The organism is Microcoleus sp. FACHB-68, from assembly GCF_014695715.1.
Classification (GTDB): Bacteria; Cyanobacteriota; Cyanobacteriia; order Cyanobacteriales; family Oscillatoriaceae; genus FACHB-68.
The window spans coordinates 1,139,250-1,162,089 of the sequence record NZ_JACJOT010000008.1 but is presented as its reverse complement, the minus strand read 5'-3'; the positions used below and the strand labels follow the sequence as shown (position 1 = coordinate 1,162,089).

Here is a 22,840-nt window from a genome sequence, read left to right as displayed (position 1 = left end):
TTTGCAGCTTTTCTCCCATTGCCGGCGTTAAAAGAGCATCTTTTTAATGTTTGTCTTCAGAAAACATTTCTCCCATTGCCACTACAATTTTTCGATAACCTGTAAAAGGATTACGGCTGTGGGCGGCCAACATATTATCTAACATTAATATGTCTCCAGCCTGCCAAGGAAAAGTAACGGCTGCTTTTTGATAGACTGCTTGAATTTCTTCAATGACAGAATCTTCTATAGGCGTTCCATCTCCGTAGTAAACATTGCGGGGTAAGTTTTCTTCTCCAAATACGGAGACTAAAGAAGCGCGAACTGCTGGATCTAAGCAAGAAACATGATGCAAGGGCAGTTGATTAAAAAAGACCATTTCTCCAGTTTTTGGATGTTTCGTTACTGCCGGCCTAATTTTTTTAGTTTTCAACCCATTGTTTTCTTTCCACTCAAATTCTATGGCAGCTTGCCGACAATAATCTTCTACTACAGCTTTATCTGTCGTTCTAAAAAATTCCTGCCAACTTACATCAAGTCCATCAGTGTAGTTGCGGACATAGACAAGTTGCTTTTGTGTGAATTTTTCGATGAGTTTGGGGTCAAGAAGTTGATAAACTTTGCGACAGTCAACTATCGGCGTTTCGCCGCCTTGTTTTGCCGGCTGCACACAAAAAAACCAGATTTTTAACGGCCAGCGATGCAAGTGTGAACTTTCGTTATGAAATAAAATCGCTTTATCCGCCGGATAAGGCGTTGAACCGTAAACCTTTCCACTAATTCCTTCGCGGGGTAAATCCCCATATTCGCCAAATAATTGAGGGCAAAGAGAAAGGGCAAATTGCTCAAATACAGACACTAAAGGTTCGTTAAAACCTCGAAATAAAATTGCGCCATGTTGTAGCAATTTGGTTTCGATAAATTCCCGGTTACTCTTTGCCCAATCAATGATATCAACCTCAGCAACAGCCGGCTTGATGACCAAAGGAAAAGTTTCTCCTGGCTGTAGAGACTCGGTTCGGATTAATTCTCCTTGGGGCAGACTCACCGCTTTCGGCTTGATAGTTTTGAATTTGCTAAAGTTACCTTTTTCACGTTTTACTTCTTGCATGGCTTGTTTCTGTTTTTCAGCTTCTGTGATAATTTCTAAACTGTTTAAACGAGCATCGCTTTGCGCGATAATGCTGCTGAGTAGGGTAACAAAGCGATCAGAAATTTGAGCAATAGTGGCTTCATCAAAAAGCTCAGCATTATACTTAAAAGTTCCGATGATTTCCGACTTTGTTTCCGCCATAAATAAAGCCAGATCGAACTTGGCTGTGCCGCTGTCAATCTCAAGAGGCGTTAAGGTCAAACCCGGAAGCTCTAAAGCCGGCACCGGGGTGTTTTGCAGAACAAATAACACTTGAAAAAGCGGGTTGTGGCTGGAACTGCGATCAGGACGCAATGCTTCCACCAGTTTCTCGAAAGGCAAATCTTGATGGGCATAAGCGTTTAATGTCACCTCTCGAACTCGCTTCAACAACTCCCGAAAAGTTGGGTTGCCGCTGAGATCAGTGCGTAAGACGAGAAGATTAACAAAGAAACCAATGAGAGACTCTGTTTCTACCTGAGTACGATTTGCTAGATCGGTGCCAATAACCAGATCATCTTGATTTGTGTAACGATATAAAAATGTTTGAAAAGCAGCCAACAATGTCATAAAAAGTGTGACATTTTCTTGCCGACTTACTTTATTGATTGCCTTAGACAAATTTGCCGGTAATTGGAAAGAGTGGCTTGCACCCCGAAATGTCGAAACATCAGTTCGCGTTCGCAAAGTGGGGAATTGCAGCACCGGCAAGCTTGTTCCTAACTGCTGCTTCCAGTAGCTAAGTTTGGCTTCCAAAACCTCCCCTTGCAACCACTTGCGCTGCCACATGGCATAGTCTGCATATTGAATTGGTAACGCCGGCAGTGGGGACGAGTTGCCGGCACAAAATGCTTCATAAAGTGTCGCCAATTCCTGAACCAGCACTCCCATCGACCAACCATCAGAAACGATGTGGTGCATGGTCAGCACAGCAACCCACTCTATACTCTCTAGTTTTAGCAACGTAACTCGCAGCAAAGGTAAGCGCGTTAAATCAAATGGTTGTCGCGCTTCTTCAATAATGTAACTTTGCAGTTTCGATGTTTGATTTTGGTTTTGTGTTAAATCCAAAATCGACAACTTAAAATCAAAATTTAGATGGATAATTTGAACAGGTTGCCCATCCAGTGTAGCAAAACTTGTTCGCAAAACTTCGTGGCGATAGATAATTTCATTCAGGCTTTTTTCTAGCGCCGGCACATTGAGTTCACCTTTTAGATGCACCGCCGCTGGGATATTATAAGCCGGATCGCCAGGAGCTAATTGATCTAGGAACCAAAGGCGTTGTTGAGCAAAAGAAAGGGGCAATTCTTTAGGCCGTGAAGCCGACACAATGGGGGGGGCTTTAAGACTTTTCTCCTTAACATTTGCTGCGTTAATGCGCTCACCCAAACCAGCCACCGTTGGCGACTCAAACAGATAGCGCAGGGGAAGTTCAATTTGCAAAGCTTCGCGCAGGCGAGAAATTACCTGAGTGGCTAATAATGAATGTCCGCCTAACTCAAAAAAGTTATCGTCGATGCCGACTCGTTCAACATGAAGCACTTCAGTCCAGATGCCGGCGATTACCTCTTCAACCGGGTTCCGAGGACTGATAAAAGCGCTGGTTAAGTCACTGATAGCCGTGTCTGGTGCCGGCAGTGATCGGCGGTCAACTTTCCCGTTAGGCGTTAAAGGTAGCGCTTCCAGCAGCACAAAGACAGCCGGCACCATGTAATCAGGTAACTTTTCTTTCAAAAAATTACGCAGTTCGCTAGATTTTAGATTTGAAATTTGGGATTTTTCATTAACTAACTGCTCGTTAGGCACAAGATAAGCGACTAAAAATTTCTCGCCTGGACGATCTTCTCTAGCCGTAACCACAGCTTCCCGTACAGAAGAATGCTGGCTGAGGGCGGATTCAATTTCTCCTAACTCGATGCGGAATCCCCGAATTTTTACTTGATGATCAATTCTGCCTAAATATTCAATTTGTCCAGTGGGAAGATAACGGGCTAAATCGCCAGTTTTGTAGAGCCGGTCTGAAGTCTGGGTAAAATAGAATCCACCCTCCCCCTCTCTCTCTTTAAAGAAGGGGTTGGGAATAAATTTTTCAGCCGTTAAATCAGGTCGGTTTAAATACCCTCTAGATAAGCCGGCACCACCGATATACAGTTCACCAACCGCACCGATCGGCACTGGTTGCAGGGAAGAGTCTAATATGTAAATTTGTGTATTCGCTATCGGACGACCAATGGAAACTGGCTGCTCATTTGACTCAACTTTATAGATAGTAGACCAAATCGTGGTTTCCGTAGGGCCATAAAGATTCCATACGTTCGCACCTCTTTCTAGCAACTGATTGGCGAGCTTTCGCGGTAAAGCTTCACCGCCGCAGAGTATTTTTAAATTCTTACTTTCTTGCCATCCTACTGCTAAAAGCATTTGCCAAGTTGCAGGAGTTGCTTGCATAAATGTAGCCCCCGAACTGGTCAACATTTTTAAGAGTTCTGTGCCATTAGATGCTACTTCACGGCTGACCAAAACAACGCAAGCGCCTGTAATAAGCGGCAGGAAAAGCTCCAAAACCGCAATATCAAAAGAGAGAGAAGTTTCTGCTATAAAAACTTCTTTATTTGTGACTTCTAGCCGCTTCTGCATTGATCTTAAGAAGTTAATGACAGAAGCGTGCGCGATCTGCACGCCTTTAGGGCGTCCTGTAGAGCCAGAGGTATAAATTACATAGGCTAGATTGAAAGGATTAGATTTAGGAAAGTTGAAATCTTTAATGGAATTATTGTCGGAATTATCTAATTCATATTGATCGATACACACCACCTGAGCTTGATGTTCTGGCAGGGTTTCTACCAGGCATTTTTGAGTTAATAGCACCGGCACCTGTGCGTCCTCTAACATGAGTGCGAGGCGCTCCCTTGGATAGGCTGGATCAAGTGGAACATAAGCGCCGCCAGCTTTGAGAATCCCAAGAATCCCAACCAGCATTTCCAGTGAGCGTTCAATACAAATTCCAACTAAAACTTCTGGCTGAACGCCGAGAGTTTGTAAATAGTTTGCAAGTTGATTCGCTCTTTGATTGAGTTCTTGATAAGTCAGTTGTTGATTTTCAAATACTGCGGCAACCGCATCTGGGGTTTTTTCTACTTGTACTTCAAATAACTGATGCAGGCACAATCCAGAATTTTCTTTTCTCCCTTGCTCCTCTGCCGAAGAATTATTCCATCCAACTAACAGTTGATCGCGCTCTTGCTCAGTTAGTAACGGTAATTTGGAAATTTGCTGTTCTGGATTGGCAATAATTCCTTCTAATAAAGTCTGGAAATGCCCAATTATCTGTTTAATTGTGGCAGCATCAAACAAATCGATGTTATATTCTACTACCCCATTTAATCCCTGCTCGGTGTTGAGCATTGACAGGGTTAAATCAAACTTAGCGGTGGTGGTTTCTATCTCCAAAGGATGCAAGGTTAATCCTGGCAGCTTTAGAGAGGAGAGCGGCGAATTTTGCAGAACAAACATCACCTGAAATAGAGGGGCATGGCTCATGTTGCGTGCCGGCTGCAATTCCTCTACCAACTTCTCAAATGGCAAGTCTTGATGAGCATAAGCACCTAATGCGATTTCTCTAACTCGACTTAGCAACTCCCGAAAAGTTGGATTATTGGCTAAGTCAGTTCGCAATACTAAAGTATTAACAAAAAAGCCAATTAATTTTTCAATTTCAGCTCGATTGCGGTTAGCAATGGGAGACCCAATTAAAATATCTGTTTGGCCGGTGTAGCGGTAAAGTAATACTTTGAATGCTGCCAGCAAGGTCATAAATAAGGTTGTGCCTTCACGCCGGCTTAATTCAGCAATTGCCTCAGTCAGCTTTTTAGGAACAATGAAACTTTCCTGTGCGCCTTGGAAGGTTTGCACTGCCGGTCGTGGTCGATCTGCCGGCAACTCCAATACAGGAAGCGTGCCGCCTAGCTGCTTTTTCCAATAGGCAATTTGCTTTTCTAACACCTCTCCCTGTAGCCACTTTCGCTGCCAAATTGCGAAATCTGGATACTGGATTGGCAGTTCAAGTAGAGGGGAAGGTTTGCCGTTAGAAAAAGCTTGATAAAGTGTCGCAATTTCTTCAATAAAGATCCCCATTGACCAACCATCAGCGATGATATGGTGCATCGTTAGGATCACGACATATTCTGAATCCTTTAAATGCAGCAACCTAACTCGCAATAACGGATCTTTTGCCAAATCAAATGGTCGCTTTGCTTCCTCTACTATGAAGTTTTGGATTTGGGAATCTTGATTTTGGAAGGGTGTTAAATCTAAAACCGGCAATTTAAAATCACCAGTTGGATGAATGATTTGAACGGGTTGCTCATCTACCGTTGCAAAAGTTACCCGTAAAACTTCGTGACGCTTGATAACCTCGTTAAAACTTTGCTCTAAAGCAGCCAGATTGAGCTTTCCCGTCAGACGTATAGCCGCAGGGATGTTATAAGTCGGGTTGCCGGGATCTAATTGATCGAGGAACCATAACCGCTGTTGAGAAAATGAGACGGGGAAAACGTTAGAATTTCGAGCTTGGGGTTTGATTGATATAGGGGAAACGTTTTCTTTTCTCTGGTTAAGCCGGCGCAACAGCAGCTCACGTTTTTCTGGAGAAAGTTCTGCCATGCGTGCGAGAAGATCGCTCATTTGTTCACCCCTTCCTTAGCCAAAATTTGTTGGACTTCTTCCTCTGATAGTTGCTCTAGCTCTGCTAGCATTTGAGCGAATGCTTCATCCTCTGATGGCCGCTCTATCCTTTCTGAAATTATCCCCGCTAAATCGGCAATTGTTGGAAATTCAAAAAGATGGGTTAAAGGCAACTCAATTTGAAAAGCTTGGCGCAGTCGAGAAATTACCTGAGTCGCTAGTAGAGAGTGCCCTCCCAACTCAAAGAAATTGTCGTAAATGCTAACTTTTTCAAGATGAAGAACTTCAGCCCAAATATCTGCGAGCTTTTCCTCAAGGGGAGTGCGAGGCGCGACAAAGGTTTCTGTAGAAAATAAACAGGTTTTATCGGCAGCCGATAATTTTTGCCGATCTATTTTTCCGTTAGCCGTCAAAGGCAGGTTTTTGAGAATGACAAACGCTGCCGGCATCATGTATGCGGGTAATTTTTCTTGCAACAAGTTCCGCAAATCACTTAATTTTAAATTTTGCAGATTGGATTTTGAAGCAATTAATTCTTCCTTGGGAACGACGTAAGCAACGAGACGTTTATCACCCGGTACATCTTCCCAATCTATAACCACCGCTTGGTCTACATCTGGATGCTGTCTTAAAGTCGCTTCAATTTCTCCGAGTTCGATGCGAAATCCCCGAATTTTTACCTGAGAGTCAATGCGTCCCAAAAACTCAATATTTCCATCGGGTAAATAACGAGCTAAATCGCCGGTTTTGTAAAGACGCGCATCGGGTTGCGGTTTGAAGGGATTTGTAATAAATTTTTCTGCGGTTAGTTCAGGGCGATTTAAATAGCCACGCGCTAAATTATCACCATCGATGTACAATTCACCGGCTACACCCAGGGGCACCGGCTGCTGGTAGGAATCGAGGATATAAATTTGGGTATTCGCAATCGGACGACCGAGTGGAACTGTTTCAGAATCATGCTGCAATTTTTCAAAATCGACCTGATAAGTCAACACCCCTACAGTAGCTTCTGTCGGCCCATAATGATTGAAAATCAGGCAATTTGGAGCGTATTTATGCACTTTCTCCATTAAATTCCAGCTAACAGCTTCACCTCCTAAAATCAGGCGCTGACGAGGCAAAATAGCTGCGGCTTCAGAAGATGTGAGCAAGGCGGCAAGGTGGGAGGGAACGATTTTTAAACAATCTATGGGCTGCCGGCGAAAATATTCTGCTAAGGCTTCTGGATCTGTGGCGCGTTCCTGGGAGATGATATGGAGGCAGCCGCCTGTACACAATGCCGGAAAAATCGCTGTGTTTCCTAAGTCGGCTGCAAAGGTGGAAACGGTGGCGAAACTGGCACCGGCAGGTAATTTTAATCTTTCCAGAATACTGTGCAAATAGTTGCTGAGGTTTCGGTGTTCAATGGCAACTCCTTTGGGGGTGCCGGTGGAACCAGAAGTATAAATTACATAAGCTAAAGCGGTAAGATTATTATGCTTTTTACTTTGAAGTAATCCGGCATTTTCAGTTACCTTGTCAGCAACAATTCTGTCTATGCAGACGATTTGTGCGCTATGTATTGGCAGGGTTTGTAAAAGGTTTTCTTGAGTTAGCAAGACTGGAACTTGAGCGTCTTCTAACATCAAGGCTATGCGTTCAGCCGGCATTGTTGGCTCAATTGGTAAGTAAGCACCGCCGGCTTTGAGAACGCCCAGCATTCCGACTATCATTTCTATTGAACGTTCGACGCAAATACCTACAATAACATCTGAGTCAACGCCTAATTCTTGCAAGTGGTGAGCTAGTAGGTTCGCCCGTGCGTTGAGTTCAGCGTAAGTGAGTTTCTGATTTTCATAAACAACGGCAATATTGTTTGGAGTGCGTTCAGTTTGTTCTTCAAAGAAGTTGTGAATACACTTATTTTCAGGGGAATTAGTTTGAGTGCTGTTGAATTGAACCAATAGTTGATATCGGGCAGACTCGCTCAAGATATCTAATTGACCTATCGCAGTTTCCGGGTTATTTATCGCACTTTCTAACAGCGTTTCAAAATGTTTTGATAAACGTTCGATATCTTCAAGTGAAAATAATCTGGAATCATAATAAAACTGGGCAACAAGGGAATCTTCTTGATAAATACACGACAGTTTAACTTTGAAGCGCTCAGTACAGGCGTACTGCTGCTCGATTAAAAATGAAACGCTGTTAGTTTCATATTTGTTTGAAATATCAATCAATTCAAAACAAAATGGCAATCCTGAAAAACCTTGAGCATTTTCATTGGAATCTAAAAGCGTTTCCCAACTAAAATATTCTTGCCAGTTATAAACCTCATTCGCTAAGCGCTCAACTTGCTGTAAAACTTCGCAAAATTTTAAATCTGCTGCAAGATGATTTTGAAGCGGTAAACATTGGCATAAGGGTCCCAGCGCCGTTTCTAACTCTTCATATTTTCTCCCATCACTAGCTAGCCCGACAATAATGTTGGTTTCTCTGGTTAGTCGCCAAATTAGAATTTGCCAACTAGCCAGCAGTAATTGAGAAACTTCTGTTTCATACTTTTGGGATAATAATTTTATTTTTTGGGTTGAATTTTGATTGATTTTAACCCTCAATGACTGAGGCTGAAAGTCTGGATTTTTCAAAACCTTTTCCTCAAAAGGAAGATTAATTTTTGGAAAATCAGCAATCGTCAGCTTTTGCCAATATTCTTTGCCAATATGCGTCTCTTCTGATTCCAGTAATTCATTTTGCCATTCGGCAATATCAGCATATTGCATGGGTTCATCACCGGCTTGCTCTCCCTGTAAGCCCGTTGAATATAAACAACTGATTTCACGCACTAAGTTTTTAAGTGTTGTGCCGTCTGCATTCATAGCAGATAAGCTAAGCAATAACTGATGCTTCTGTGAGGATAATCTTACAAGAGAAGCATCAAAAAGTGAGCATTTTTCAAAATTAAAAGGCTGTTGAATCAGTGTTTGAAATAGAGCGTCAGTTTGAATTTCCTGTTGTTCGGGATGCAACTCACTGAGATCATATTCAGATAGAGAAATTTGACAAGTCTCAGCAATCACTTGCAACGGAATTGTCATACCCGGCAGGCACTGAAATGCCGTGCGAAGAATCTCATGCCGGCAGACTATATTCTCTAGGGCAATTTTTAACTGCTCTTTGTTTAGATTTCCTTCAATTGTCACCCCACACTGAACACGATAGGGATGTCCTTGTTCAACTTCTTGTAGTCGCCATAAATGTTTTTGTTGTGGAGACAGTCGAAATCCTTCAATCTTTTTTGTTGGCATCTTAATAATTCCTTTTTTATATCCTAAATATCCTGACAGGTAAACGGTTCAGCCATGCCGACGACAACCTGGCGGGAACCGGAAAATGGCGTCCTTCCGTGTGTTGCTAACATATTGTCCAGTAACAAAACATCTCCTTCTTGCCAAGGAAAGATGATTGTTTCTTGCTGATAAACTTGGCGAATGGCTTCTAAAACATCATCTTCAATTGTCGAACCATCACCGTAATAGGCATTGCGGGGTAAATCTTCCGCTTTAAAAGTTGCTAAAAGCTCTTGACAGACGGTGGGTTCTAAATTGGAAATGTGGAATAAATGAGCTTGATTAAACCACACCATTTCATTCGTATTAGGATGCTTCGCAACAGCCTGACAAATCTGCCTGGTTCTAAGGCGATCATTCTCTTTCCATTCAAACTCAATTCCAGCTTTAACGCAATACTTTTCTACTTCAGGTTTGCTGTCGGTATTAAAAACATTTTGCCAGGGTAAATCTATTCCCCCTCCATAGTTTCGCACATACATAACCTTTTTTTGCATAAATTTTTCACGAATTTCTGGCTTGATTCGCTCAAAAACTTTTCGACTATCTGCAATCGGAGTTTCTCCGCCCTGTTCGGCTTTTTTAACGCAGAAGAAAGCAATTTTTAGCGGCCAATTGCGAGAATAGGCCATTTCATTATGTAACGGAATAAATTGAGTAGCAGGATACTCAGTTGAAGTATAAATATTTCCATTTACTTTACTGCGTGGCGTTGAGCGAAAAGAATACTCTAGCAATTCCCCAGCAACTGCTTGAATAAACCGCTCAAATTCCGTTACCCCATCTACTTTGAAGTCCCGAAAAAGAATTCCTCCGTGCTTCCATAAGTGATTTTGAATAAATTGGCGATTGTTGTGCGCCCAAGCTGTCAAGTTCAATTCATCTACAGCCGGCTGCACGACTAATGGAAGCAGGCTGTCCTGCTGTACATACGAGGTCTTAATTAATTCCTCTGGGGACAGGCTGATCGTTTTACGACTGATGTTTCCTAACTTTTTAAGCGCCATATTTAGCTCACTTCTATAAATCTTGAATTGCCTTCCGCTTGCTCATCTTTAATTTTTGCCGGCCTGTTGCTTGAAGTTCCTTTTCTTGAATGAGCTGTGCTTGTCTGCCGGTTTCAGCGATAATTTCTGCAAGTTCGCTCAACCGGCTATTAGGCTGTGCCACAACTTGATTGAGAAGTCCGTCAAAATCTCTAATTAATCGGGTAATCAGCGCCTGATCAAATAAATCAGTTTTGTATTCAAAGCTAGCATTTAAGCCTTCAGGAATTTCCCAAATGTCAAGGAGTAAATCATGCCTTGCCGTTTCGGTTCCTAGCTCAAACAGGCTGAGAGTTAAACCCGCTAATTCCAAGGGAGGCATCGGAGCATTTTGCAGCACAAACCATGCTTGATACATGGGGTTATGATTCAAATTCCGCTCAGGTTGTAGTTCTTCTACCAGCTTCTCAAATGGCAAATCTTGATGAGCATAAGCGCCTAAAGCAACAGTACGGCACCGTCTCATCATTTCTCGAAACGTTGGATTGTCAGACAAGTCATTTCGCAACACTAAAGTATTAATAAAAAATCCAATCAATTTCTCAATTTCAACCTGATTACGGTTGGCAATGGGAGAACCTATTCGGATATCTTTAGTGCCGGTGTTGCAATAGAGCAGAGTCTGAAATGCTGCTAGCAAGGTCATAAATAAAGTGACACCTTCCTGGCGGCTTAATTGAGAAAGTGCTTCGCTTACATCCTTGGAAATAATAAACGATTGTTTGGCACCGCGATTACTTGAAACAGAGGATTTTAACCCATTGGTAGAGAATTTTAACTGAGGACAACGACCGCTTAGTTGCTGCTTCCAGTAATTTAACTGACTTTGCAAAACTTCTCCTTGCAACCACTGGCGCTGCCAAACAGCAAAGTCGGCATACTGCACCGGCAGTTCAGGAAGTGGCGAAGGATTTCCAGCACAAAAGGCTTCATAAAGTGCTGCCAATTCTTTTAGAAAAACTCCCATCGACCACCCATCAGAAACGATGTGGTGCATCGTTAGCAGTGTAATATGTTCTTGTGAGTTCAACCGCAGCAAAGTGGCACGAAGTAGCGGACATTGAGTTAAATCAAAGGGTTTTACAGCATCTTCTATAGCTAATCGGCGCACTTCAGCATCGTGATTTGATGCCGGCACCTCGCTTAAATCTATCATCGGCAAAGTAATTTTTACAGTGCCGTGAATGATTTGAACGAGTTCACCTTCCATTTCCACAAAACTTGTTCTCAAAGCTTCGTGACGCTGAATAATTTCGTTCAAACTTTGCTCTAAAGCTGCCAAGTTGAGAGAACCTTTCAATCGGACTGCAACCGGAGAATTGTAAAGAGAAGAATCCGGCGCTAACTGCTGCAACAACCACATCCGTTGTTGAGCAAAAGATAGGGGTAATGTTTGGTTGCGCGGTACGGGATGAATGGGCGGCGCTGCAAATTTTTGCTCAGACTTTAGTGCCGTCTCAATGCGTATAGTCAAACTCGCCACTGCCGGCGACTCAAACAGCCACGATAAAGGAATTGCGATTTGGAAAGCTTCTCGCAGTCGAGAAATTACCTGAGTTGCTAATAAGGAATGTCCGCCTAATTCAAAAAAATTGTCGTAAATCCCGACTTTTTCAACACCAAGAACGAGTGCATAAGTCTGGGCGATAACTTCTTCAATTGGAGTTCGCGGTGCGGCAAAATTCTCTTTTAAATCACTTGTTGTTAGCTGGGGTGCCGGCAATGCACGACGATCAACTTTTCCGTTCGGCGTTAGGGGCAAAGTCTCCAGCAACACAAATGTAGCCGGCACCATATAATCGGGCAATTTCTCTTTGAGGAAGCCGCGCAATTCGCTCTTGATACCAAATCCGATTAACTCAGCAGCGTTGTTAGGAAAGTGAAATGCTGTCGGGTGCGTGAGACACGGCACCCTACTGTCGCCAATGTTGGGGTTTTGCGCTCCAAAATTAGAGGTTGAAACAACATAGGCAACTAAGTTTTTGTTGCCGGCTGCATCTTTCCAAACCGTAACCACCGACTGTTCTACCTTTGGATGCTGACTAATGATTGCCTCAATTTCAGAGAGTTCTATCCGGAAACCTCTAATTTTTTCTTGATAGTCAATTCGCCCTAACAGTTCAATAGTTCCATCAGGTAAATAACGGGCTAAATCGCCGGTTTTGTAGAGCCGACTTGAAGCCGTGATGAGAGGGGATTTTTCTTTTTCTTTAAAGAAGGGGTTGGGGATGAATTTTTCTGCGGTCAAATCGGGCCGATTTAAATATCCCCGTGCTAATCCCTTCCCTCCAATACATAACTCTCCGAAAACGCCAATCGGCACTGGCTGAAGATGAGAATCTAAAATATAAGTTTGGGTGCCGGCAAAGGGACGACCGATAGGAATTAAACCCTCACTTTGCAGCTCAGTTACATCGCTTTCAAAGTAAGTGCTGTCGATAGTTGCTTCTGTCAATCCATAGGAGTTGATAACGCGAGTTTCTAGTCCACAAAAGCGTTTAACTTCCTGATATTCTTTGCCATACCAGCTATCAGAACCGGCAATTAGCAACCGCATGAACTTGAGAGACTGATTGGTTTTTTCTAAATATTGAATGAGGCTCCTTAACACAGCCGGTACAAATTCAGCAGAATCAACTTCTTCTTGAAGCATTAGCTGATACAGCTTTTCTGGTTCTAAGAGAAAATCTCGCGGACAGAGAACTAATTTTCCTCCGAAACAGAGCGCCCGGATCAAATCGCCAGAAAAGACATCAAAGGAGAAATTTGCCATTTGTAAATGACAAGTTGGTGTGGAATCAAGCGAATAAGCATCCTTCCAAGCAGCATAGGCATTGCTCAGATTGCCGTGGGAAATCATCACGCCTTTTGGGGTGCCGGTGGAGCCAGAGGTATAAATGACATAGGCCAAGTTTGAAGGAAAACATGGCTGAGTTAGTTGGGGATTTTTGAAATAATTTTGATTGTTAATTTGTAAAGTTTGCTCATTATCCAAACAGACAACTTTAGCCTGATGTGAAGGAAGAGTTTCTAACAACCGTTTCTGGGTTAAAATTATCGACACTTGTGCGTCTTCCAACATAACAGCCAAGCGCTGCTGCGGATAAGCTGGATCGAGTGGTAGATAAGCTCCACCGGCTTTCAAAACGCCTAAAACAGCAATCACAATCTCAACAGAACGCTCCACACAGATTCCAACCAGCACCTCTGGTTTTACACCAATTTCTTGCAGGTAATGCGCTAATTGATTTGCTTTTTCGTTCAGCTCATCATAAGTCAGTTGGTGATCTTCAAATACCACTGCAACTGCATCCGGTGCCCGTTCCACTTGGGCTTCAAATACTTGATGAATGTATTGTTCTTGAATTGACTTAGTTGGGGTATTATTCCACTCAACAAGCAACTGATTTTGCTCTCCCTCGGAAAGCAGCAAATGTCTTTCATAACGTCCCAACGGCTCGGACACCATTGCCGCCAAAGTCCGAGCATAATAACCGGTTATTGCCTGAATTTGTTCGTGACTAAACTCTACAGCATCGTACTCCAGCGACAGTTCCACTTCAGAAGAAAAAGGATCAAGGCTGAAATCAGCAAATAAAGGAAAATTAGTTTCCAACAAGAATTTTTGCCCTAAAACTCTGACATCTTCAAGTTCTTGCAACCCTTGATAAACGTGAAAATTTACATAGTTAAAGGCCGTTTCAAATAAAGGCTGATTTCCCTGGTTTTTCTGAATTTCTGCCAGCGGATAGCGCCGAAAGGGTAACACTTCTCGTTCTGCTTCAAAAACTTGCCGTACCAAATCTATCCAAGTGCCGCCAGACAGTTGCAGGCGCAATGGCAAAGTATTGAGAAAAAGCCCTAAAATTCGCTCCCCGTCTGTCTGTTCTGGGCGTCCATTTGCCACTAATCCCGTGAGGATATCTACTTGTCCGGTAAGTAGATTTAAAACGCGTAAGTGTGCGGCTAGTAAAACACTTTTGAGGGGAACATCTGCGGATTTTGCAAGCTGTTTAAGTCCTTCAGAAATCTCTGGTGGGACGCTCACATCTTGCACACAAATTTGCTGAACTTTTTGTTTTTGTTGAAAAGCCGGCCAACGAGGCAGTACAGTCATGCTGCTGTCGTTTAACTTTTCACTCCAATAATGCTGCTGTTCTTGGGATGCAATCACAGCTTGTTCCAGTGCCACAAAATCACGGAATGTACTGGTGGGAGGTAGTGCAATAGAACCGGCTTTTTTGCCTAAAAGTAAGAAATACTGTCCAAACAGTTCATTCAGCAAGGAAGCCACACTCCATCCATCAAGAATTGCGTGATGGAAAGTTAGTGTAAGCTGAAAGGTGTCATCAGTGCGGCGATGAATTTGGAAGCGCAGTAAAGGGGAAATATTCCAATTAAAATGCAGGTTTCTTTCTAATTCAAACCAGGCATTTAAAGCGTTTTCTTGCTCTGCGTTTGAAAGATGACGCAAATCTTCCACCCGCAAAGGAATCTCAACGTTTTGATGAACCAGTTGCATTGGGATACTAAAGCCGGTGAGGTGCAACGAAGTTCGCAAAATCCCATGACGATTGGTTAAATATTGGATGGCTGCCGGCAAAGCTTGAAGATCCAGCGGTGCTTTGAGATGAAAGCTAAAAATATCGTGATAAGTGGCGCTTTCTTGGCTATATTCGCTGTGGAAAATCATCCCCATTTGAAGCATTGCCAGAGGGTAGGCATCCTCTATCCCATCCGGTAAGCGTTGTTTATCGTCATCACCGATAAGGCTGAAATATTGGCTTTTTTCTGGTTGGGACGGCTCTGATTTTTCCTTTTTAATTTTCTCAACTAGCTGAGCAATTGTTTGATATTGAAATAATTCTTGCAGCGAAATATTAAAACCTTGTTTTTTTGCTAAAGATTGTACCTGGATACTGCGAATTGAATCTCCACCTAAAGCAAAATAGTTATCATGGATGCCGACTTTTTCCAGTCCGAGAACTTGTCCCCAAATTTCTGCAAACAACTTTTCTTCAGGAGTGCGAGGTGCAGCGAAGGTAGACTCTAATTCAGGTCTGGAGGTATCAGGAGCCGGCAGCGCTCGCCGGTCAACCTTTCCATTAGAAGTCAGCGGAATAGACGGGAGAAACACAAAAGCAGCCGGCACCATATACTCCGGCAGTTTCTCCTTCAAAAAGCTTCGCAGTTCGCTGTATTTTATCGGAGAAACTTGACTATCTATTAAGGGTTCATCAGCCACAATATAAGCCACTAATCGCTTATCACCCAGCTCATCCTCTCTAGCAATCACAACCGCTTCCGCAACAGATGGATGCTGACTGAGAGCCGCTTCTATTTCTCCCAGTTCGATGCGAAATCCCCGAATTTTTACTTGATGGTCAATTCTTCCTAAATACTCAAGCTCCCCATTTGGCAGATAACGCGCTAAATCCCCAGATTTATAAAGTCGTGCTTCAGGCTCGTCGCTGAAGCAATTAGAAATAAATCGTTCAGCGGTTAATTCTGGGCGATTGAGATATCCCCGCGCCACACCGGCACCCCCAATATACATTTCACCCGGAACCCCAATGGGAACCGGCTGGCGATTATTATCTAATAAATACACTTGTAAGTCAGGAATTGGCCGACCAATTACACTTCCGGTTGCATTCAGATCAGCCTTTGTTAGGGGACGATAAGTGACATGAACGGTGGTTTCTGTAATCCCGTACATATTCACTAATTGTGGGGTTTTGTCGCCGTGCCGTTCAAACCAGGGTTTCAAACTTTGCAACTCTAATGCTTCCCCGCCGAAAATTACTAAACGCAGGTTTAATTCTTCAGAGCTTTCTCTAGACTCTTCCGCTTTAATCAGTTGACGAAAAGCCGAAGGAGTCTGATTGAGAACAGTGACTTTCTGTTCATTTAACAACTGATAAAAATCTGCAGGTGAGCGGCTGGTTATGTAGGGAACGACAACAAGTTTGCCGCCGTAAAGCAGCGCTCCCCAAATTTCCCAAACGGAGAAGTCAAAGGCGATTGAATGGAAAACTGTCCAGACATCTTCGGCGTTGAAATTATACCAAGGTTGTGTAGCGGCAAATAAACGGACAACGTTTGAGTGGGTGACTGTGACGCCTTTGGGTGTGCCGGTGGAACCGGAGGTATAAATTACATAAGCGAGGTGGCCGGCGCTGACATTGCTGAGAGGATTTTCTGGGCTTTTTTCGGTAATAAATTCTTGACTTTCATCCAAGCAGATAATTTTACCGCTGTAGTTCGGTACGGTTTCTAAAAGCCGTTTCTGAGTCAGCAATACCGGCACCTGTGCGTCTTCGAGCATGAAAGCAAGGCGCTCTTTTGGATAAGCTGGATCGATGGGTAGATATGCACCGCCGGCTTTAAGAATGCCTAAGATTCCAATAATCGTTTCTAGGGAGCGTTCTAGATAAATTCCGACTAAAACTTCTGGGTTGACACCCAAAGATTGTAAGTAATGTGCAAGTTGATTGGCTTTTTGATTCAGTTCTCGGTAAGTTAGCTGTTGCTGTTCAAATATTAGGGCTACTGCATCCGGTGTTTTTTCTACTTGCGTTTCAAATAACTGATGCAGACAAATATTCTGGGAATAATCGGCGATGTTATTTAATTCCAGCAGTTGTTTCCGTTCTGCCGGCGTTAATATCGGCAAATCCTTCAAATATTGATTGGGATTGGCAACGATTCCTTCTAACAATGTCTGTAAATGACCGAGCATTCGAGTGATCGTATCAGCATCAAAGCGCCGACGATCATACGAAATCTTGATTGTTAACTCAGATTGTGCGATCACCATCACAGTAATTGGATAATTTGTGCTGTCGTGGGATTGCACATCACAAATTTCTAGATGACTATTTCGCTCTCGTAAAGCTGGATCAACAGGATAATTTTCAAAAACTACAATGCTTTCAAACAGCGGGACATTGTGAGGAATTTGACTCCATCGCTGCTGAATTTCTACCAAGGGGCTGTATTCGTACTCGCGCAACTCAACCTGATGAAATTGTAGTTGCTTTAACCATGATAAAAGTGATGCTTCTGCCGGCACTGATACCCTCATCGGCAGGGTATTAATGAACATCCCCACGATTGATTCAGCGCCCACTAATTCAGGAGGACGCCCCGAAACAGTCGCCCCAAAAACGACATCTTCTTCGCCACTATAACGGCTTAAAAGCATGGCCCAGGCACCCTGAACGAGGGTATTTAATGTTAGCTGATGCTGTCGTACCAAAGACTGAAGTGCAGTCGTCATTGATGCACAGAGTGCGATTTTACACTCACCTTGCTCGTTTTCTGTGTGGGATAAACTTAAAGTTTTATCAATTACTAACGAAGTGGGTGCGGTAAAACCTTTAAGCGTTTCCCGCCAAAAAGATTCAGCAGCAGACAAATCTTGCCGGTGCAACCATGCAATGTAGTCTCGATAAGGGCGAGGACGCGTCAGGTTCAGTTCCTTGCCTTCGCAAAAGGCGTCATAAAATGCAAAGACTTCTTTGAGAATTAAGGGAAGTGACCACCCATCTAATATTAAGTGGTGATGGCTCCAGATGAACTGATAAGTATTGTCTTCTAACTGAATCAGCGTGATGCGAATTAGGGGGGCTGATGTTAGTTCAAAATTTCGCTCGTGGTCTTTTTTGAGAAATATTTCTAGATGCGCTTGCTGTTCGATAGAAGATAGCCCTCTCCAATCGAATTGTTCCCAAGGCAGACTGACTTGTTTGCGAACAACTTGGATTGGCTCTTTTAAGCCTTCCCAAACAAAAGCAGTGCGTAAAATCGAGTGCCGGTTAATAACCTGCTGCCAACTTTCTTTAAAGGCTGCAACATTGATTTTACCCTGCAAAGTGCAAAGTAGCTGCCCAAAATACACACTTGATTTTGGTTGATAAAGCGTGTGAAACAGGATGCCCTGTTGAATGGGCGAGAGGGGATAAAACTCTGCGATATTGCTTTTACTCATTTCACACCTCTCCCAGAACTGCATTAATTTTGTCTAAATCTTCTTGACTCCACTGGCTCCACTGAAACTCTGCAAAATCAGAGGGGGTGTAGCCACCGGCATCGGGTGATTGGCAATGAGCGATTAGCGTTTGCAGTTTTGCCACAAACCCTTGCGCCAAATTTTCAATGGTACTTTGTTGATGAACTTCTTGGCTGTATGTCCAATCTATTTGCAGCTTTTCACCCACAACAAAGCCATTAATTTCTAGTAGATAATGCCGATTTCCTCGTGGGCTACAAGTTATCCCTGGAGACGTTGAGGAAAGGGCAAATAAAGAGGATGTCGGCAGAACTTGATCAAATTGTCCCAGATAGTTAAAACTTACTTCAGCTTGAGGCAAAGAAAGCAATGTATCAGCAATTTCGCCAGTCAAATATCGCAAAATGCCGTAGCCAATGCCGTGATTAGGAATGCCTCGCAACTGCTCTTTAACCGCCTTCAAAGCCTCCCCAGGATGTGTGGCTTCTAAATATAACCAGACTGGAAATAAACTGGTAAACCAGCCCACAGTATGCGATAAATTTACATCCTCAAAAATGTCTTCGCGTCCATGACCTTCTAAATCAACAAGCAAGGTTTGTTCTCCAGTCCATTCTTCAAAAGCCTGTAGCAAAGCTGTCAACAACACATCATTAATTTGTGTGCGATAAGCTGCCGACACTTCTTGCAACAAAGAACGGGTTTCTTCGACACTTAATGTCACGGATACCGTGTTGGCTGTTGCAACTGTATTTGTCCCATTAACATGATCCACCGGCAACGGAGAAACCTTTTTGCCAGAATGTGAAAACCAGTGATTCAACTCTTGTTTTAATTCGCCCGATTGGGCGTACAAATTCAAGCGTTCTGACCACTGTTTAAATGAGGTCGTTTTAGCTGGAAGTGTGAGCGCTTCATTTCGGCTTAGTTGTTCGTAAGCGATCTGAAAATCTTCAATTAAAATCCGCCAGGATACCCCATCAACAGCTAAGTGGTGAATTACAAATAACAAGTAATTCGGTTTTTGATCGCCAAAGTCAAACAAGGCAACCTGCATCAATGGCCCTTGGGATAAGTTCAGACTGGCTTGCAAATTATCCACAGCTTTTTGCATGGCCGGCGCTTGTTCCTGTGCCGACAGCGATGACAAATCTATTTCGCTAAATGGTACAGCCTCATCAGGTTCAGCATTTTCCTGTTGCCAGCCGGTTTCTTCGTGCAGAAAACGTAGGCGCAACGCATCGTGATGCCTTAACAATTGCCGCACAACTTTTTCCACGCGTTTTGAATTGAGCGGTTGTTTCGTTTTTAGAAGAATTGACTGGTTCCAGTGATGGGAATCGGAAAAATTTTGTTCAAAAAACCAGTGCTGGATAGGAGTGAGGGGAAATTTTCCTGTGATTAGTTCTTGTTGAGATTCCAGCGCAGTAGTTGTGCCGGCAACGGCTGCTAGTTGAGCAATTGTTTGATATTGAAAGAGTTGTTTAGGTTTAAGTTTTAATCCTGCTTGATGAGCTTTAGCAATGACCTGAATGCTGAGGATAGAATCTCCTCCTAATTCAAAGAAATTGTCATCAATGCCAACTTGTTTAAGACCGAGAACTTGAGTCCAAATCTGTGCCAAAGTTTCCTCAACCGGCGTGTGAGGTGCGGTAAAAGCTTTTTCTTGTTCTAGTCGAGTTTTCTCAGGAGACGGCAGGGCTTTGCGATCTACCTTACCGTTGGGAGTTAAAGGCAGACTTTCCAACATAACAAAAGTTGCCGGCACCATATAATCCGGTAACTTACGTTGTAAATCCTGGCGTAAGTTACTTGATTTGAGAGCAATTGATTGCGCTTTAGGAACCACATAAGCAACTAACCGTTTATTGCCTAAATTCTCTTCACGCACAACAACTACAGCTTCTTGAACAGCCGGGTTTTCTAGTAATTTTGCTTCAATTTCGCCCAGTTCAATCCGGAAACCCCGAATCTTAACTTGATTATCAATGCGACCGAGATATTCGATTGTGCCGTCGGGTAAATAACGTCCTAAGTCGCCGGTTTTGTAGAGCCGGCTATTTGAATGTTGGCTAAATAAATTTGGAATAAACTTTTCAGCCGTTAAATCAGGCCGGTTTAAATACCCTCTAGATAAGCCGACACCCCCAATATAAACTTCTCCCGGCACACCAATGGGTACAGGCACCAGATGCCGGGAGAGTAAATAAATCTGCGTGTTGGCAATGGGTTGCCCGATGGGAACTGAAGCGTTCCCAGGCTTGACTTTACACGCTGCCGACCAGATCGTAGTTTCAGTTGGGCCGTAAAGGTTCCAGAGTTCTTTGCACCGCGCCGTTAACTGATTGGCCAGTTCTCTCGGCAAAGCTTCTCCACCGCAAAGAATTTTGAGCTGTCCACTGCCACTCCAACCGGCTTCTAATAATAGCCGCCAAGTTGCGGGTGTGGCTTGCATCACTGTTGCCCCAGATTGATGGAGTGTTTCTAACAATAGCTTTCCATCTGAGACGACTTGCCGGCTAACTAGCACCACACGCGCACCAGCACTCAGGGGGAGGAAAAGTTCCAGCGCTGCAATGTCAAAAGATAGGGTGGTGACTGATAGCAGTGTATCTTCAGCCGTTAGCCCCGGTTCTACCCGCATGGAACTTAAGAAGTTGACCACAGCCTGGTGACAAATTTGCACACCTTTTGGCTTGCCGGTTGAACCCGATGTATAGATGACGTAGGCTCGATTCGCGGCTGCTACGCTGCTGACAGGGTTCTCGTTACTGGCTAAAACATTGGCCTGCCACTGGGTATCTAAGCAGACAGTGATAGGCAGGATGCCGGTGCCAGCGACTTGATGCTTTGGAAGTGTCTCAACGAGATGGGACTGGGTGAGCAACACGGGCACGCGAGCATCTTCTAGCATGAAGGCCAAGCGCTCAGAAGGATAGGCTGGGTCTAGGGGAACATAAGCGCCGCCGGCTTTGAGAATGCCCAGAAGCCCCACAAGCATTTCTAGGGAACGTTCAACACAAATCCCCACCAAAACTTCGGGTTTGACTCCTAAAGTTTGCAGGTAATTTGCTAAACTATTTGCTTTTTCATTCAGTTCTTGATAAGTTAGCTGTTGATTTTCAAAAACTACGGCAATTGCATCGGGTGTTCTTTCTACTTGGGCTTCAAATAAGTGATGCAGGCACAAATGTTGTGTTGGCTCGTTAATTTCTTCTTCATCGCCGACCCATTCCACTAAAAGTTGATGCTGTTCATTTTCAGTGAGTAATGGCAGTTGAAAAATTTGCTGTTCTGGATTAGCAAAAATTCTTTCTAATAAATTTTTAAAGTGCCCAATCATGCGGCTGATGGTGCTGCTCTCAAACAAATCTGTATTATATTCAAACCAACCATGAAGCCCATCCGGCTTTTCAGCCATTTCAAGGGTTAAATCAAATTTAGAGGTGCCGCTATCAATTTCTAAAACACTCAACGTTAACCCCGGTAATTCCAGGGTTGGCATTGGTGCATTTTGCAGCAAAAACATGACTTGAAACAACGGGTTATGACTGAGGCTCCTTTCGGGTTTTAGTTCTTCAACTAGCTTTTCAAACGGTAAATCTTGATGAGCATAAGCACCTAGCGTTACCTCTCGAACTTGTGCGAGTAATTCCCGAAAGCTGGAGTTTTCAGATAGTTTAGTGCGAAGAATTAATGTATTGACAAAAAAACCAATCAACCCTTCAATCTCAGCTTTATTGCGATTGGCGATGGGAGAACCCACTAAGATATCTGTGCGCTCTGTATAGCGATGGAGCAACGCGTTAAAGGCCGCTAGAAGCGTCATAAAGAGCGTAGCATTCTCTCGGTTACTGAACTCTTTTAAGGCGTCAGTAAGAACCTTTGACAACACAAATGATTGTCTCGCACCTCGAAATGTCTGAACGGCTGAGCGGGGTTTATCTGCCGGCAACTCCAGTAATAGAGGTGCATCTTGAAGCTGCTGCTTCCAGTAATTTAACTGAGTTTCTAACTTTTCTCCTTGCAAGTTTTCTTGCTGCCAAATTGCAAAGTCGGCATATTGAATCGGAAGCTCAGGAAGCGGGGAGGGTTTGTTTAACAAAAAGGCTTCATAAAGGGCTGCTAATTCTTTTACCAGCACTCCTAATGACCAACCATCTGAAACAATATGGTGGATATTTAGGAGCAGAATAAATTCTTGCTCGTCTAACTTAATTAGCGTGGTACGCAGCAAAGGAGGTTCGGCTAAGTTGAAGGTTTTTTGAGCCTCTTCAAGAATTGCCGTTTGGATTTGAGGATGGGGGTTTTGGATTTGGGTAAAATCTACGATTTGTAATTTTAAATCCACATTGGGATAAATGACTTGAACCGGCTCCCCGTCTTCTAGGGTGAAGGCTGTTCGCAAAACTTCATGCCGGCGCACAATTTCTTGAAAACTTTCTTCTAAAACAGGGATATTAACCTGCCCTTTCAATTGCACGGCTGCCGGCAGGTTGTAGAAAGAATTGCCCGATTCAAATTGATCAAGAAACCACAGCCTTTGTTGAGCAAATGAGGTGGGAAGTACAAAGACTTCTCCTGAAGAATTTGCTGGGGTTTTGATCTCTAAAGAGTTGTTTAAAAAATGCGAAGTCATCGGCTGAATTTC

At 43.4% G+C, this 22,840-nt stretch carries 5 protein-coding genes; all 5 read right to left on the bottom strand.

Going from position 1 to position 22,840, the window contains the following annotated elements; translation table 11 throughout:
- Positions 1-43: 43 nt before the first annotated feature.
- Genes H6F73_RS13535 through H6F73_RS13515 form a run of 5 tightly spaced genes read right to left on the bottom strand, consistent with a single transcriptional unit; the run spans position 44 to position 22,828 of the window.
- Positions 44-5,797: a non-ribosomal peptide synthetase gene (locus tag H6F73_RS13535; RefSeq protein WP_190759237.1), complete on the bottom strand. Its 5,754-nt coding sequence runs from the start codon at positions 5,795-5,797 to the stop codon at positions 44-46.
- Complete coding sequence (locus tag H6F73_RS13530) at positions 5,794-9,087, bottom strand: non-ribosomal peptide synthetase (protein ID WP_190759236.1); 3,294 nt, start codon at positions 9,085-9,087, stop codon at positions 5,794-5,796. Before H6F73_RS13530 ends, H6F73_RS13535 begins: the two co-directional genes overlap by 4 nt.
- A gap of 23 nt (positions 9,088-9,110) precedes the next feature.
- Entirely contained in the window at positions 9,111-10,136 is a 1,026-nt protein-coding gene (locus tag H6F73_RS13525; protein ID WP_190759235.1) for a TauD/TfdA family dioxygenase, read from the bottom strand.
- Between the two features lie 13 nt (positions 10,137-10,149).
- Positions 10,150-18,168 carry a non-ribosomal peptide synthetase gene (locus H6F73_RS13520; protein WP_190759234.1) on the bottom strand — a complete coding sequence of 2,673 codons (8,019 nt, stop codon included), beginning with the start codon at positions 18,166-18,168 and terminating at the stop codon, positions 10,150-10,152.
- Between the two features lies 1 nt (position 18,169).
- Positions 18,170-22,828: a non-ribosomal peptide synthetase gene (locus H6F73_RS13515; protein WP_190759233.1), complete on the bottom strand. Its 4,659-nt coding sequence runs from the start codon at positions 22,826-22,828 to the stop codon at positions 18,170-18,172.
- Positions 22,829-22,840 lie beyond the last annotated feature (12 nt).